The organism is Alteromonas sp. AWQ4_252, assembly GCF_056158205.1.
Genome location: NZ_JBSWSV010000001.1, coordinates 1,348,211 through 1,364,023, shown reverse-complemented (window position 1 = coordinate 1,364,023; position 15,813 = coordinate 1,348,211). Strand labels below are relative to the sequence as shown.

Here is a 15,813-nt window from a genome sequence, read left to right as displayed (position 1 = left end):
GGCTGTTTAAAGCCCTTTTAGGCATTTTATAAGCTACTGTTTTCTAAATTGATAGATTAAAAGTGCAACAAAACTTGCATCGCTAGCGGTGAAACTGAGATAATCGCGCTCTCGAAAATAAAGCGAGGTCTTAAGTTTTGTGTCCGTTAGTACTAATGACAGACGCAAGTGAACGGGTAGCGAAGAAGCAAGACACCTACCCTTAACAGTATAAAAGTTGTGATATAAGCAAATATGGCTGAAAAACGTAATATCTTTTTGATTGGCCCAATGGGTGCCGGTAAAAGCACAATCGGCAGACACCTTGCAGACGAACTCCACCTTGATTTTTATGATTCCGACCAGGAAATCGAACGCCGTACCGGCGCAGATATTACCTGGATATTCGATTTGGAAGGTGAAGACGGTTTCCGCAAGCGCGAAGAAAACGTCATTAATGATTTGACGGACATGCAAGGCATTGTGTTGGCAACGGGTGGTGGCTCTGTAACAAACAAAGCCGTACGCAATCGGTTGTCTGCACGTGGTATTGTGGTCTACCTGCAAACAACTATCGACAAGCAGGTTGCCCGCACTCAGCGCGACAAACGCCGTCCGCTGCTGCAGAAGGGTGAGCCTGAACAGATCCTTCGAGATCTTGCCGATGAACGCAACCCATTGTACGAAGAAGTCGCAGATTACATCGTAGATACCGACGATCAGTCTGCACGTGCAGTTGCAAACCAGATCATCAGTAAAATTGGATTATAAGTAACATTTAGAACGGAGCTACGTGATGTCGAAGTTAACTGTAGAACTCGGAGATCGTAGCTACCCGATCCTCATTGAAGCGGGTCTACTCTCTCAACCACAGTTATTTAAACCCTTCATCAAGGGTCCTTTGGCAGTGATTGTCACCAATGATACTGTCGCTCCCTTTTACCTGGATAAAGTTAAAGCCGCGTGTGGTGATGTGAGGGTTGAAACCATCACCATTCCCGATGGTGAACAGTACAAATCCCTTGAGCAATTTAATGTCATTATGACCCGCTTATTGGAGATGAACGCTGCCAGAGACACAACGCTAATTGCGTTAGGTGGTGGCGTGATAGGTGATTTGTGCGGCTTTGCTGCAGCCTCGTACCAACGGGGCGTTCCGTTTATCCAAGTACCCACTACCTTACTTTCCCAGGTTGATTCCTCGGTGGGTGGAAAAACTGCGGTGAATCATGTTCTGGGTAAGAACATGATTGGGGCGTTTTATCAGCCCGTGTTCGTTGCTATCGATACCGAGACATTATCCACTCTGCCAGCAAGAGAATTTGCAGCTGGCATGGCCGAAGTAGTGAAGTACGGCATTATATACGACAAAGATTTTTTCAAGTGGCTGGATGATCATGCCGATAACCTGAAAAAGCTCCATCCGACAACCTTGGCTGACGCTATCTACCGGTGTTGCGAAATAAAAGCCGATGTCGTCGCTAAAGATGAGCGTGAAGGTGGTTTACGTGCCATACTCAATCTTGGCCATACATTTGGCCACGCAATAGAAGCTGAGCAAGGTTATGGCAATTGGCTACATGGAGAGGCTGTCGCGGCAGGTATGGTACTTGCTTGTCAAACAGCAGAAGCATTGAATTGGATGACAGCGTCAGAAAGCCGACAGGTCAAAGCTTTGCTCGAGGTATTTAATTTACCGGTTTCAGGCCCAGACAACATGTCGAAAGAGGCCTACATGAAACATATGCGACGGGACAAGAAAGTTGAAGCCGGAAACATCCGGTTTGTCATTCCCAAAGGAATTGGCCACGCAGTGGTAACTAAAGAAGTTAACGACGACATCCTGAACCGGATTCTCAACTAACGGCAGTGCCAACGGTAGGTTGCTGAGCAGTCACTGCAGTCGTTAGAAACGGCAGTGAGCAACAGAGGGTGTAATGGTGCAATCTGAATTGCATGAAAGACTGGAATATCTGGTCAACTATTCTTCACAACTGATTTTTGTCAGCGGGGATTCCGTTGCACAACAAAAGAAAACACTGGAGTCATTTGTATTCCAGCAGCATGACGAAACGGAAATAGCGTATTTGTCAGCAAAACCAGATATGGACTTGTCTGACTACCGACGTGAGCTTTGTAAACAGTTATTGGGTACCCTTGTGGGTAGCTATGTTCGCCCGCTAAACGAGCTTCTGGCCGGGTTAAACGAACATGTTGGCCCGATTCTGATTACAATTACACAAGCGGAACACGTACCTGACGCCTTGTTGCAGGAATTATGGGATCTTGTGCTTCAAAGCCGGTTTGCTGGTAACAAACAACACCTCAATGTATTGTTGTTTGGTGAAACCCAGTGGGCGGAGAAGGCAAAGAAATGGCTACCTGCGAAGAATACCGAAACGCCTCTGCTGATAAGCAGTCAGTCAGTGGCGGCTCAACAACCTGGCTCAGAGTTAGATATTATGATTGAGAATCGACGTAAAGCTTTCCACGAACATCTGGCAAACCGTGACGGTTATGAAGGGCACATTGAAACGAAAAGTGCGAGCACATTGGGCTCTCCACTATTTATTTCTCTCATCGCCATACTGTTCTTGTGTGTGTTTGCCGGTTTAGTGTATTGGCAGTACAGCGACGACATCAACGCATTGTTTACGCCAATAGAGCAACCAGCCCCACCCCAAACATCGGTGCAACCAGGCTCTGCATATAATGAATTACAAACAGATACGGCCAAACAAGCTCCGCCTTCAACCAACACAAATACTGACAACACTGTGGTGACGAGCTGGGATGAAGCTGTGGCCGCAATCGATGATGAACCAAGTTCCACTAGCACAGGTGCACAAGAACAACAGGCAGACGAAAATAATGAGGACTTGTTAGCTTTTATTGAAGATGTCACGTCAGAGCCAACCCAAGATAATACTGAGGAGCCTGAGCCTGCAAACAATTCCGCATTCGCTGACAGTGTAGTCGACTCCGTATCAGCAAAAGATACTTACAACGTCTCAAAAGACCCACTTTCTACATCAGGGTTTTCTGACATGACAGTGAAAAAAGCGCCGACAAAAACACCTCCTCCACGACCAGATGTACAGGAAGAAAATGTTGTTACGGCACCTGAAACAGAAAAAGTCGAGCCAGAAGTGCGGGAAGAAAGCATTGCTCAAGTACCAGTAGTAGAAGAAGTAGAGCCGGAAGTTCAGGATGTAGAAACGCTCAACACTGCGACTGGTGAAGAACCAGCCATAACAGTAACTCGAAATCCACAGGTAAGCGAGGCTACACCCCAGGCGGTTGACAATATGGAAACATCATCTGGCCCGAATATGACTGAACCGACGGTTACTGAGCCTGAGCTTATTGAAGAAATGACACCTGCTGAAACACCCATGACATTCTCAGGCTCTAATGATTACGACAACCAGCAGCTATCGGAGATGATCGAAGCCAAAGACTATGTGATTCAATTAGCGGGCCTTAAAGATGAAGCACTGATGGCTGAATTTATTACTGATAATAACCTAGAGCCTTATATTTGGATCTACCGTACTCAGCGCTATGGTGGAGACTGGTTTGTGCTTATTTATAATCAGCGATTTGAAACCTTTTCAGCAGCGACGGCAGAAGTAAACAACTTACCTCCGTTCCAGGGCCGGGAAGGTGTTTTTATCAAGCGCGGTAAGAATATTCTCGATGAATTGCAGGCTGTCGCAAACTAATGCCAATACAAATTTGGGTTGACGCCGACGCTTGCCCAGTCGCGATCAAAGAAATTTTGTTTAAGGCCGGGCACAGAGCGAAAGTGTTGGTCACCTTTGTTGCCAATCACGGTATTCGCGTTCCTCCCTCTCCCTGGCTAAAGCGTTTACAGGTAGAGAAAGGTTTTGATATTGCTGACAACGAAATCGTCATGCGCGTGAATAGAGGCGACCTGGTTATTACATCAGATATCCCACTAGCAGATGAAGTCATTGCCAAAGGGGCAGAAGTGCTTACATCCCGTGGAGAGCAATTGACGAAAGAAAATATCCGTTCAAGACTCAATATCCGTGATTTTATGGATACCATGCGAGCAAGCGGCGTACAAACCTCAGGCCCCCCGCCATTATCATCAAAAGAAAAACAAGCCTTTGCCAATGTTCTGGACCGCTTTTTAGCCCATTGCCATTGATGGCACTACCAGCATCGCTCCATTTTTGTCACAATCTGCATTGGGCGCAAGATTGCAGGTTGTGGCGATCAACGATGACAGATACAATTACGGAATTGTTCTTAATCGGATTTTCTCCTGGCTAAATTAACCAGCCAACGTGATTGTCCGACAAAAGTTGCAAGCTGTAATGGTTCTGTTCGTAGGTTGAAATCCAACGGGCCTGGGAAAATCTTCTAATAACATCCTTTTCACGTTAATTTCGTGGTGCGCGCGTAGGTATTATTCAAAGAGCATGAAGCAGAAAAAAAACCGGGCATTTTTGAAGTGGGCCGGAGGAAAGTACAGTCTGGTTGAAAATATAAATGAAAAGTTGCCAGCGGGAAACAGACTAATAGAGCCTTTTGTTGGTGCAGGTTCTGTATTTCTGAATACCGATTTCAAGCGTTATCTGCTTAATGATATCAACCCCGATCTCATCAACCTTTATAACTTTTTAAAAGCACAGCCTGACGCGGTTATTCACGATGCCTCTCGCTTTTTCACCCCCGACCACAATGACGAGGCAACATATTACGCATTGCGAGAGGAATTTAACCAGACTTCTGACGAATATTATCGCGCGATCCTCTTCCTTTATTTAAACCGTCATGGCTATAACGGGCTCTGTCGCTATAGCCTGGCCGGACGATTCAATGTTCCCTTTGGGCGCTATAAACAACCCTATTTTCCGAAAGAAGAAATGCTGGTATTTGCAGAAAAATCTCAGAAGGCGGTATTCACTTGTTTACCCTTTGAAAAAGTTTTCAGCAGAGCCAGAAGAGGCAATGTAATTTATTGTGACCCTCCTTATGCGCCAATTAGCAAAACCGCAGCATTTACAAGCTACGCAGCAAAACATTTTGGCATAGACGCGCAACACAAGCTCGCCGCGCTAGCCAATCGCGCTTCATTGGTAAGGGGGATCCCAGTGCTAATTTCTAATCACGATCTTGCACTGACCCGTTCTCTATACAAGGTGGCAGAAATGTCGGCATTAACAGTGAAGCGCTCAATTAGCCAAAACGGAGCAAAGCGCAAACCCGCAGAAGAGCTGTTAGCATTCTTTCCGCCAAACCCCAACCTGCCGCCACCCAAGGTAAGAAAAAAACGCACCATAGTAAAATAGCCCGAGCGGACAAGGTTCGAAAAAGAAATTCAGGTGAGGATAAGTTTTACGACAAGCATCAGGCCAAGCACAAGCAACGTGACGAATACCACGCCGATTAAAATGTAACTTGCCATTTTGCCATGCTTAAAATCACGCTCGTAATTGCTGTGGCTTTGAACGCCAAAAGCACTAGCTAAAACACTGAGGATCACAGACCATAAACCTGGCGGTGTGTTATGCTCCATATTAGGCAGACCGGACTATCGGGCTAGTGATTCGTTATGACTGAGCGAACACTTTCCGATCTTCCGTATAATAATTCGAGTAAATCGAAAAAGTGGAACTGATAAGACGAGGACTTGCCAGAAAACCATTCCAGCCAGCTCACTTCACTGACCATTGCAGCGCCACATTGCGTGACCAGATGCCCCTGAGGTAGTGCCTGCTCATACTCTTCACTAACAGGATGGAATTCGCACATTGCTAAAGCTTGAGTGCTTGCGTATTCTTGCGCTAAAAACAAACTTACGCTCAAACACACCGCTATTACAGCCGTTTTTTTACAGAGATAATCTCTAAGGGTTGTGCTTTTTGCGCTATTCATCTTGCGACCACCAAGGTTAATATTTAAACACAGTATATCTGTTTATGGGTTACGAACAAGTGTTAACTAACCTGACCTTCAGAACGGATTTGTAAAAAGCGCTGAGACCAGCAGGATGATTGTATCTGTTGAGTGGTATGACGTGTAGATGTAAAAAAGCCGGAACTCTAAGTGCCCCGGCTTTTACTCTCAACGTCATATTTTACAGTGTGTTGTTACAGCTCGAAATCCATGCCGTAAGCTACAACAAACTTCACAGAATCATTGTCGTAAGCGTCTGCACCAGAGTCGTCTAAATCAGTGCCTGTAACTGCAAAGCTAAAACCATCTTTTGCAATTGAGACTGCCCAGTCTGCATATCCATCAGGAACACCGTTGAAATCTTCGGCGAAGTCACCTTGGTGATAACCAACGTGAAGACCCAGTTCGGCACCGGATGCAACAGGCATTGCATAGTCTAAAGAAATATATGACGCTGAACCAAAGCCATAATCACGCTCGATAGTGCCGTCATCAACAGCCATAGTCTCATCGTGTTCAGTATTTGCAAGTAGAGATAACGTTGCACTGAAGCCGCCGTAACCAATGCTGCCGTATACTTCGCCAAAATCGAAGTCAGCTTCGTCGTCGTAGTTGTAGTATAAGTAACCTACGTCATAGGTGAAATCGCCCGCTTCACCAGAAAAACCAAAATAAAGGTCGTGCTCGTAAGAATAAACATCATCGGCACCGTAGTTTACGTTGGATGCCCATGTACCAGCATAGAACCCACTTTCGTGTGCGTAATCGATACCACCTTGTACAGCTGCATCATTGGTTGTTTGAGTCAAACCACGCCAGATGTAGTTATTGGTGACGCTTACGTTTGCGCTAAGTTCTGCAAAGGAAGGCGCTGAAGCAAATAACGCAGCTGACGATACGGCAACAGCCAGCAAGGTTTTTTGAATACGAGTTTTCATGTGTTCTCCGAAAATTATTAACTTATATAGGTTTTTAGCTATCAGTGTTTATATTGTTTTTATTAGATTTTTTTCCATCTTATCTGTGTAACGCAAAACTAATGCCCACATGACCAACTTTTTAAGATGTTAATAAAAATAGAATAACTAATTGAATAAAATGAGTTTTTATTCACATAAAATAATTTATTTCCGGAGCATATCGGCGAAGCACCAATATGGATCGCACCATGCTGGAACACATTCACATTATTGGTGCATTAGCAATGCGAGACAAATGTCGTGCTACGGGGTATTATCCGCCTCGTCTCGTCGCCACAGATACAGGTATTTCCTATGAAAGACTTTTTAATAGCCCCTTCTATTCTTTCTGCGAATTTCGCGCGTTTGGGTGAAGACGTTGATAAGGTGCTTGCAGCTGGTGCCGATGTTATCCACTTTGATGTTATGGATAATCACTATGTCCCTAATTTATCTTTTGGACCGATGATTTGTAAGGCTCTCAGAGAACATGGTGTCACAGCACCAATAGATGTGCACCTAATGGTCACGCCGGTTGATGTTCTTATACAACAATTTGCTGATGCCGGCGCAAGCTATATTAGTTTTCATCCTGAAGCGTCTGCCCACATCGACCGCTCGTTGCAGTTGATTATAGATAATGGTTGTCAGCCCGGTCTTGTATTTAACCCGGCCACGCCACTGCACTATCTCGATCACGTCATGGACAAGCTTCATCATATTCTAATCATGTCGGTGAACCCTGGGTTTGGTGGCCAATCGTTCATACCTTCTACCCTTGAAAAAGTGCGGGCAGTGAAACAACGGGTAGAGGAAAGTGGCAGAAATATCCGAATTGAAATTGACGGCGGGGTAAAAGTCGATAACATTCGAGCCATCGCCCAAGCAGGTGCTGATATGTTCGTTGCCGGCTCGGCAATTTTCAATGCACCAGACTACAAGCAGGTTATTGATTCAATGCGGGAAGCATTGAGCTTAGCCCACGAGCAAATATAAATTTTAAGATCTCCAAACAGGTAAAATGTAATGAGCAAGAAACCCATCGTACTTAGCGGCTGCCAGCCATCAGGACAACTCACCATAGGCAATTATATGGGTGCTCTCAAGCAATGGGTTGCCATGCAAGATGACTACGACTGCCTTTACATGCTGGTCGATCTTCACGCTATTACGGTAAGACAGGAACCCGCAGCGCTGCGTGAAGCTTGCCTTGACGGGTTAGCCCTTTACCTGGCCTGTGGTATTGACCCTGAGCGCAGCACTTTATTTGTTCAGTCTCATGTACCAGAACACGCCCAGTTGGCATGGATCCTTAACTGCTATACCCAAATGGGCGAATTAAATCGCATGACGCAGTTTAAGGACAAATCAGCAAAAAACGTCAGCAACATTAATGCGGGATTGTTAACTTACCCCACTCTCATGGCTGCAGATATTCTGCTGTATCAGGCGAACCAGGTTCCTGTGGGTGATGATCAAAAACAGCATCTTGAGTTGTCTCGTGATGTAGCTACCAGAATGAATAACCTGTATGGCGAGATGTTTAGCATACCAGAGCCCTACATACCTGACTTTGGTGCCCGCATTATGAGCCTGCAAGAACCGAAGAAAAAGATGTCCAAGTCTGACGATAACCCAAACAACTTTATAGGTTTACTTGAAGATCCTAAAAAGTTGATTAAAAAGATAAAGCGTGCGGTAACCGACTCTGACGAACAAGCGCGAATATACTTTGATACCGAGGAAAAACCTGGCGTCTCAAACCTGTTAACCCTGTTATCCCTTTCAACCGGACGAAGTATTGATGCGTTGGTTCCTGAATATGAAGACAAGATGTACGGCCATCTCAAGGGCGATGTAGCCAACGCTGTCGTGAGTCTTTTAGAGCCAATACAAACCAGATTTAAAGCCATCCGCGAAGATCGGGCTTACCTTGATACGGTGATGAAACAGGGGGCGGAAAAAGCTTCTGAGCGCGCCGCGGTCACACTTGATAAGGTGTATGACACGCTCGGTTTTATTCCTCGTCCTCGCTAATTAAGGGTTTTAAAGGGTCATGCTGTGTTGTTGTTAATAGATAACTTCGATTCTTTCACTCACAATTTAGCCCGATATTTCGAAGAACTGGGTCAGCACGTACACGTAGTAAGAAACGACGCGTTGACCCTTGCGGAAATTGAGGCCTTAACGCCAACACACCTTGTTTTTTCGCCTGGCCCCCGAACCCCTGACGAAGCTGGCATTACACTGGCTGCGATCCAACATTTCGCCGGACGGATCCCCATGCTAGGCGTTTGTCTGGGTCACCAATCCATAGGTCAGGTTTTCGGTGGCACCGTCACCACGGCAAGTGACATACGTCATGGTAAGACATCGCCTTTATTTCATACCAATGAAGGTTTGTTTGTAGAGTTACCCCAAGGCTTTTCTGTCACCCGCTATCACTCATTGGTTATTGATCCTGAATCACTCCCACCGACACTCTGCGTTGATGCCTGGTGTGAAACGCTATGCGGCAAGCGAGAAATAATGGCTCTGAGGCACACTTCCCTGCCTGTTTGGGGGGTGCAATTTCATCCAGAATCCTTACTCACACAGCACGGTCATGATATTTTACGACGTTTCTTAACACTCGCAGACGACACATTTTGATATATCAGTCTATTTTTGTTTGCACGGACTGGTAAAACATCAATATTTTTTCGATATCTGCCGATAACAAGGTATTATGATTGAACACGAAGTGATGACATGTTGTCGGATGCAATTGCAGATAAACGCCCAGAACGAACCCTTTTCAGTCGGAGCACCACGTTGGTAAAGCAAGCCACGCCTCAATTTCCTCCTATAGAAGAACGATTCAACAATTTGTTACTTTCAAGTGACATAGTGGCAAAAATGATGGGGAAACGTAGCCCAGGAGAGGTCTCCTTCACTGAATCTGAGCAGAATAACGCCCGTAGGCTATTGCTGCAGGTTGAAAAAAATGCAATTAAAACTAAACAGGTTGAAGCAGAATCTGCAGCCTCTTATCTCGAAAGGGTTAGCGCCATTCTCCACCAGCGGCTATTCGGTGAGATACAACGTCAGATTCAAGATGTTAATTCCGTGCTAACCCAAGCGGTCGGCCTGAACGAGAATGTGGCACCGCTTCTGGACACACTTTCCCTTAGAGCGACATCCATAACGCGTATCGAACCACTGGCAGCGGCATTGCCCTGGTTATATGACGATCTCATGGCTGTGGTGAACACACCCAAATTTCGCCGTAAAGATTCCCGTGGAAAAATCATTCCAGTTGAAACACTGAGGACAGCGCTAAGTTTTTTGGGTATTGATAACCTCCGTCTTCTCGTGCCAGCTATGATTTTCAAAAGAGCAGTACCCAAAATTACCGATCCTTTTCCAGAAATAAAACATCGTGTAATTCAATATGCACAGGGGATCGGGCTGTGTATGCGCGCTATGGCAGAGGCCCATAAGCAATTGCCTCATGAAGCTTTCGCCGTGGGTCTGTTTTCTCAACTGGGCCGCTGTGCAATTATTCGACTATACTTTAAATTTTTCGAACAGCTTCGCGTAGAAATGTTGCTAGAAGCAGAAGCAGAGCGAGACACCGAATTGCACAGTGCATTGGGCCAGATCCAACCCTCGGCAAACTACTTAATTGCTGTGCAAGAAGCCTATTCAACCAGCCTAAGTGAAAGATTGTTAACGGCAATGCAGTTCAAACGACTAAGGCTTGTTCTACCGCTTACTGAACTTGAGGAGCAAACAGACTCTCCACACCCGCTTACCACTCTGTTAACAGGGTCGACATCGTATTGTGCTATCCGCATGTTGCATGCCGGTAAATTTATCAATAAAGAAGAAACGCCCGCTGCCTTAAGCCGAACAAAACTGACACGCTCTGAACGCGATACGTTAAAAATGTTGGATATATTCCAGTTACCACTCACTGAAAACACAAAATAGCATTAATTTTTTATGGATATTCATTCACTTTAATGAATATCCGCCGTTGCCTCTGTAAAGTCCTATAACCCCAATCTCTCCTATTAGTAACAATTAGAATGTGCTTTGGGGTTGCATCCAAATAGTTATTCACTTTTACTGCAAATTATACCAAAGGCCCCTAAAAACAAGGCCTTCAGCTAAACAAGCATGGTTACAAAGCGGCGTAATAAATGGCATACTGATACGCTAATATATGTTTTATATCCAGGCTTTCCGTGCACCGGTTTCTGGATCACCCGATAACAGAGGTAACGAAAATGAAAGTAACTCGCGCAACCTTCGATGAGGTTATGGTTCCAAACTACAACCCTGCTAACATAATACCGGTTCGTGGAGAAGGCTCTCGTGTTTGGGATCAGGACGGTGCTGAATATGTCGATTTTGCCGGTGGTATTGCGGTAAATGTTCTGGGTCACAGCCATCCGGCCCTTGTTGCCGCTTTGAATGAACAAGGCAGTAAACTTTGGCACCTAAGTAACGTTTTCACTAATGAACCGGCCCTTCGACTGGCAACCAAGCTTACTGAAGCCACATTTGCAGAACGGGTATATTTTGCAAACTCTGGTGCCGAAGCAAACGAAGCAGCGCTGAAGCTGGCGCGTCGTTTTGCGTTAGAGAAATTCGGCGAAGACAAAAATGAGATCATTGCTTTCAACAAAGGGTTCCACGGTCGTACTTTCTTTACTGTGACAGTTGGAGGCCAGGCTGCCTATTCTGATGGTTTTGGCCCAAAACCTGGCGCAGTTGTCCATTGTGACTACAACGACCTAGCGGCGTTTGAAAAGCTTATTTCCGATAAAACCTGTGCTGTTATGATGGAGCCGCTGCAAGGTGAAGGCGGCATAATCTCGCCAGATCCGGCTTTCGTAGAAGGTGTTCGTGCTCTGTGCGATAAGCACAACGCCCTGCTCATTTTCGATGAGGTTCAATCCGGTGTCGGACGTACGGGTCACTTGTACGCTTACATGGGCCTGAACGTAGTACCAGATATCCTCACTACAGCAAAATCTCTGGGCGGCGGCTTCCCCATAGGTGCTATGCTTACGACCGCAGATATTGCCGCACATCTTAAGCCTGGTACCCACGGCAGTACATACGGCGGCAACCCGCTGGCATGCGCTGTGGCCGAAGCGGCCTTTGACGTTGTGAATACCCCTGAAGTGCTCAATGGTGTAGTGGAAAAAGAAGCATTGTTCCGCGAACTACTCACGCAGATAAACGACAAATATCACGTTTTTGAAGAAATTCGCGGTAAAGGTCTGCTGTTAGGTGCAGCCCTCAATAAAGACTATGAAGGACGCGCTCGGGATTTCCTCGTAGCATCAACCAGTGAAAAACTCATGTGCCTGGTAGCTGGCGCCAACGTGGTACGTTTTGCTCCATCGCTGATCATTTCAGAACAGGAAATTCGTGACGGTATGGCAAGGTTTGAGCGCGCTGTTGCTCATGTTGTATCAGCCTAATCAGTCTTTAGCAGAGTAAGCGTTTATGTATATTATTCGCCCAATCTCAAGTGACGATTACGCGGCATTGCATACCATTGCCGTTGAGTCCGGCATCGGCTTTACGTCGTTGCCGGTGAATGAAGCGTTACTTCAGAAAAAAATTAACCGTGCAGAACAGGCTTTTGCTTCTTCGGTAAACTCACCGGGCAATCAGTCATACCTGTTTGTGCTTGAAGACACTACTTCCAAGACCGTGGTGGGAACGACCGGAATAGAAGCTGCCGTCGGCCTCGACGATGCGTTTTATCACTATCACGTGGGAAAAGTAGTGCATGCTTCCCGGGAACTTAACATTCACAACACCGTTGATATTCTCTCCGTATGTAACGACTACACAGGCGTGACGGAAATATGCACACTGTTTCTTAGAGAACAGGCTCGCGGTGGCATTAATGGGCGTTTTCTATCTAAAGTACGCTTTTTGTTTATGATGGAACACAGAGAGCGCTTCTCTGAGACTATTATCGCAGAAATGCGCGGTGTCAGTGACGAACAGGGAAAATCGCCGTTTTGGGCATGGTTGGAAGAGCATTTCTTTTCTCTCGATTTCCCAACGGCTGATTACCTTACCGGTATAGGCAATAAACGCTTTATTGCCGAGCTGATGCCTAAGTATCCCATTTACGTAAACCTGCTCAGTAAAGAGGCTCAGGCCGTAATTGGTCAAGTTCACAATAAAACCAAGCCGGCATTGCAGTTGCTGGAAGAAGAGGGGTTCGGTTACAGAGGGTATGTTGATATCTTTGATGCTGGCCCAACTGTTGAAGCCAACCTCAGCCATATTCGTACAGCACAACTCAGTAGAAAACTTCCCGTACTTATTGATGACCAAACTGCCGCGCAAGGTGGGCAAACCCATTACATTATCAATACATCAGTGAAAGACTTCAGGGCGGTTGCCACCGATTTGGCCGTCAGTGAAGAAAAACAAGTAGCCGTTATTTCACGTCAGGCGGCCGCTGCACTGAATATCAAAGAAGGTGATATGGTGCGCTTTGCGCCAGTTCACTATCGCGACTAACCACAGGATTGATTCATGCAAACTACACACTTCATTAATGGTGAGTGGGTCGCCGGACAAGGACACACTTTACAATCCATCGACCCTGCTAAAAATCAGGTGATATGGGAAGGACTTTCAGCTTCTTCAGCACAGGTTGACGAAGCCATTAAAGCTGCGCGACAGGCCGCTCCCAAATGGGCATCGCTGGCTCTGGAAGCGCGCATTACCATCATCAAAACATACGGTAAATTATTGGCTGACAACAAGCCAGCTCTGACAAAAATCATAGCCAAAGAAACCGGTAAACCCGAGTGGGAAACGGCCACAGAAGTTGGCGCTATGATGGGCAAAATTGGGATTTCCGAGAAAGCCTATCACGAGCGGACGGGCACCGTTGAAAATCCAATGCCAGTGGGGCAAGCCTTCATACGGCACAAGCCTCATGGCGTTGTGGCAGTGTTTGGCCCTTATAACTTCCCTGGCCATTTGCCAAATGGTCACATTGTTCCTGCGCTGATAGCTGGAAATACAATCGTGTTTAAACCCAGTGATCTTACTCCCCTGGTCGCTGAGTTCATGGTTAAACTGTGGGAAAAAGCCGGTTTGCCTGCAGGTGTACTCAACCTTGTTCAGGGAGAAGTAGACACTGGCAAAGCGCTGGCGTCTCACCCGGGCATTGATGGGCTGTTCTTCACCGGCAGTTCCCGAACGGGAAAAATTCTGCACGAGCAATTTGCCGGCCACCCAGGCAAGATCCTGGCCCTTGAAATGGGCGGAAATAATCCGCTTATCGTTAAGGATGTGGGCGATACTGATGCCGCTGTTCATGACATTGTGCAGTCGGCTTTCGTTACATCAGGACAACGTTGCACCTGTTCCCGTCGATTATTTCTCCCCGCCGGAGCAGCAGGAGACAACATCCTGGCCCGTTTGATAGAAGTAACGAAAAACATACGGGTTGGCGAATACGATGCCGAAGAACAACCATTCATGGGCGCGATGATTTCCGCAAACGCTGCCAACATGATGGTAAAAGCACAGCAAGAACTGGTTGCCTTGGGTGGCAAAATCGTCCTTGAACTCACGCAACCTGACACCAATAAAGGCTTTGCAACTCCAGGAATCATTGATGTCACAGATATGCTTGACTCACTGCCTGATGAAGAGCACTTTGGGCCATTGTTAAAAGTCATTCGCTACAATGATTTCGATGCCGCCATTGAAGAGGCCAACAACACACGTTATGGGCTTTCCGCTGGTTTCCTCGGCGATAGTGAAGCCGATTACCGTTACTTCTTCCAGCGAATTCGGGCAGGTATCGTTAACTGGAACCGTCCAATTACCGGCGCAAGCAGCGCAGCTCCCTTCGGTGGCGTAGGCGAAAGTGGCAATCACCGCGCCAGTGCTTTCTACGCGGCAGACTACTGCGCGTACCCAGTAGCTTCTGTTGAACTCGACAAAGTCACACTGCCAGGGTCTCTCAACCCAGGTCTGACTTTATAAAGAAGGATTTTTTGAATCATGCATACTGATGTAGATACCTTGTTCTCACGCTTGTGGGACAAGTACGTGGCTATAACTCCCTCGGCTTACAAAATTCATCAACTGTTAGCCGGTGAAGAGCAAAGTAAAGAGATCGTCAACGATCACGTTGCCTTCAGGACGTTCAACCTGGATAAAACTTCGTTAGACAAGTTAGCTGCGCATTTTCTTGCCCTCGGCTACGAAGCTAAAGGCGATTACGACTTTGAAGTCAAGAAACTCGACGCCAAACACTTTGAGCATCCTGATAAAACCAAGCCAAAAGTGTTTATCAGCGAACTACGGGTTGATGAGCTCTCTGACCCAGCTCAGGAGATTATTCATAAGCTGGTTGATCAGATGGACCCTGATGTTGTTAACAGCGAAACCTTTTTATACTCAGGCCCTCAGTGGTCAATCACTAAGGCTGATTACGACACGCTACTCAATGAGTCGGAATACGCAGCATGGCTTGCAGCATGGGGTTTTCAGGCAAACCACTTTACGGTAAGTGTAAATTACTTGAAGCAAACTCAGTCACTAGCTGACGTCAACACGCTGTTGAAAGAAGCCGGTTTTGTCCTCAATACTTCTGGTGGGGAAATTAAAGGGGGTAAGGATGTATTCTTAGCTCAATCATCCACCATGGCTGATAAGGCAAGTGTAGACATGGGAAGTGAAGCTGTCACAATCCCGTCGTGTTTTTACGAGTTTGCCCAGCGCTATGAATTGCCAGATGGCAGTCTTTATCAGGGGTTTGTTGCTGCCTCGGCAGATAAGATTTTTGAGAGCACTAACGCCAGATAACAACGTTTTTTATAAAACATTAAAAAGGGCGATTTGCCCTTTTTTTGTTCATGTTCTACCAAATGTCAGTACCGGCTATAGTCGGTTTACC

The 15,813-nt window shown here is 46.3% G+C and carries 16 protein-coding genes; 13 read left to right on the top strand and 3 right to left on the bottom strand.

What is annotated here, in order from left to right; translation table 11 throughout:
- Window positions 1-234: 234 nt before the first annotated feature.
- The 5 genes from aroK to ACXACM_RS05865 all read left to right on the top strand — a co-directional run bounded on the left by aroK (window position 235) and on the right by ACXACM_RS05865 (window position 5,303).
- Window positions 235-750, top strand: coding sequence for a shikimate kinase AroK (gene aroK / locus ACXACM_RS05885; RefSeq protein WP_474820432.1), 516 nt, complete (start codon window positions 235-237; stop codon window positions 748-750).
- Window positions 751-775: 25 nt separating this feature from the next.
- On the top strand, window positions 776-1,843 hold the full coding sequence (gene aroB / locus ACXACM_RS05880; RefSeq protein WP_474820431.1) for a 3-dehydroquinate synthase: 1,068 nt from the start codon (window positions 776-778) through the stop codon (window positions 1,841-1,843).
- 73 nt (window positions 1,844-1,916) lie between these two features.
- Window positions 1,917-3,704 (top strand): SPOR domain-containing protein, encoded by a 1,788-nt coding sequence (locus ACXACM_RS05875; RefSeq protein WP_474820430.1) that lies wholly within the window; start codon window positions 1,917-1,919, stop codon window positions 3,702-3,704.
- Window positions 3,704-4,156, top strand: coding sequence for a YaiI/YqxD family protein (locus tag ACXACM_RS05870; protein WP_474820429.1), 453 nt, complete (start codon window positions 3,704-3,706; stop codon window positions 4,154-4,156). The genes ACXACM_RS05875 and ACXACM_RS05870 overlap by 1 nt, the downstream gene beginning before the upstream one ends.
- A 274-nt stretch (window positions 4,157-4,430) precedes the next feature.
- Window positions 4,431-5,303 (top strand): Dam family site-specific DNA-(adenine-N6)-methyltransferase, encoded by an 873-nt coding sequence (locus ACXACM_RS05865; RefSeq protein ID WP_474820427.1) that lies wholly within the window; start codon window positions 4,431-4,433, stop codon window positions 5,301-5,303.
- Window positions 5,304-5,332: 29 nt separating this feature from the next.
- Here the strand turns inward: ACXACM_RS05865 and ACXACM_RS05860 are convergent, their stop codons facing one another.
- The 3 genes from ACXACM_RS05860 to ACXACM_RS05850 all read right to left on the bottom strand — a co-directional run bounded on the left by ACXACM_RS05860 (window position 5,333) and on the right by ACXACM_RS05850 (window position 6,848).
- Window positions 5,333-5,530, bottom strand: coding sequence for a DUF2970 domain-containing protein (locus ACXACM_RS05860; protein ID WP_474820426.1), 198 nt, complete (start codon window positions 5,528-5,530; stop codon window positions 5,333-5,335).
- 23 nt (window positions 5,531-5,553) lie between these two features.
- Window positions 5,554-5,889 carry a hypothetical protein gene (locus tag ACXACM_RS05855; protein WP_474820425.1) on the bottom strand — a complete coding sequence of 112 codons (336 nt, stop codon included), beginning with the start codon at window positions 5,887-5,889 and terminating at the stop codon, window positions 5,554-5,556.
- A 215-nt stretch (window positions 5,890-6,104) separates the two neighbouring features.
- Window positions 6,105-6,848 carry a TorF family putative porin gene (locus tag ACXACM_RS05850; protein ID WP_474820424.1) on the bottom strand — a complete coding sequence of 248 codons (744 nt, stop codon included), beginning with the start codon at window positions 6,846-6,848 and terminating at the stop codon, window positions 6,105-6,107.
- 336 nt (window positions 6,849-7,184) lie between these two features.
- Here ACXACM_RS05850 and rpe point away from each other — a divergent pair, with 336 nt between their 5' ends.
- From rpe to ACXACM_RS05810, 8 genes are all read left to right on the top strand, one after another.
- Entirely contained in the window at window positions 7,185-7,865 is a 681-nt protein-coding gene (gene rpe / locus ACXACM_RS05845) for a ribulose-phosphate 3-epimerase (protein ID WP_474820423.1), read from the top strand.
- A gap of 30 nt (window positions 7,866-7,895) precedes the next feature.
- A complete protein-coding gene (gene trpS / locus ACXACM_RS05840) occupies window positions 7,896-8,906 on the top strand; it encodes a tryptophan--tRNA ligase (protein WP_474820422.1) in 1,011 nt (336 codons plus the stop codon).
- A gap of 24 nt (window positions 8,907-8,930) precedes the next feature.
- Window positions 8,931-9,521, top strand: a complete 591-nt coding sequence (locus ACXACM_RS05835) for an anthranilate synthase component II (RefSeq protein WP_474820420.1) — start codon at window positions 8,931-8,933, stop codon at window positions 9,519-9,521.
- Window positions 9,522-9,620: 99 nt separating this feature from the next.
- Window positions 9,621-10,844, top strand: a complete 1,224-nt coding sequence (locus ACXACM_RS05830) for an HDOD domain-containing protein (protein WP_474820419.1) — start codon at window positions 9,621-9,623, stop codon at window positions 10,842-10,844.
- 299 nt (window positions 10,845-11,143) lie between these two features.
- Complete coding sequence (locus tag ACXACM_RS05825; protein ID WP_474820418.1) at window positions 11,144-12,349, top strand: aspartate aminotransferase family protein; 1,206 nt, start codon at window positions 11,144-11,146, stop codon at window positions 12,347-12,349.
- Between the two features lie 25 nt (window positions 12,350-12,374).
- Complete coding sequence (astA, locus tag ACXACM_RS05820) at window positions 12,375-13,412, top strand: arginine N-succinyltransferase (RefSeq protein ID WP_474820416.1); 1,038 nt, start codon at window positions 12,375-12,377, stop codon at window positions 13,410-13,412.
- A gap of 15 nt (window positions 13,413-13,427) precedes the next feature.
- The gene (gene astD, locus ACXACM_RS05815; protein ID WP_474820415.1) at window positions 13,428-14,897 is read left to right on the top strand and encodes a succinylglutamate-semialdehyde dehydrogenase; all 1,470 of its coding nucleotides are present in this window, start codon (window positions 13,428-13,430) and stop codon (window positions 14,895-14,897) included.
- Window positions 14,898-14,915: 18 nt separating this feature from the next.
- Window positions 14,916-15,722, top strand: coding sequence for a 2-oxoadipate dioxygenase/decarboxylase family protein (locus ACXACM_RS05810; RefSeq protein WP_474820414.1), 807 nt, complete (start codon window positions 14,916-14,918; stop codon window positions 15,720-15,722).
- The last annotated feature ends 91 nt before the right edge of the window (window positions 15,723-15,813 follow it).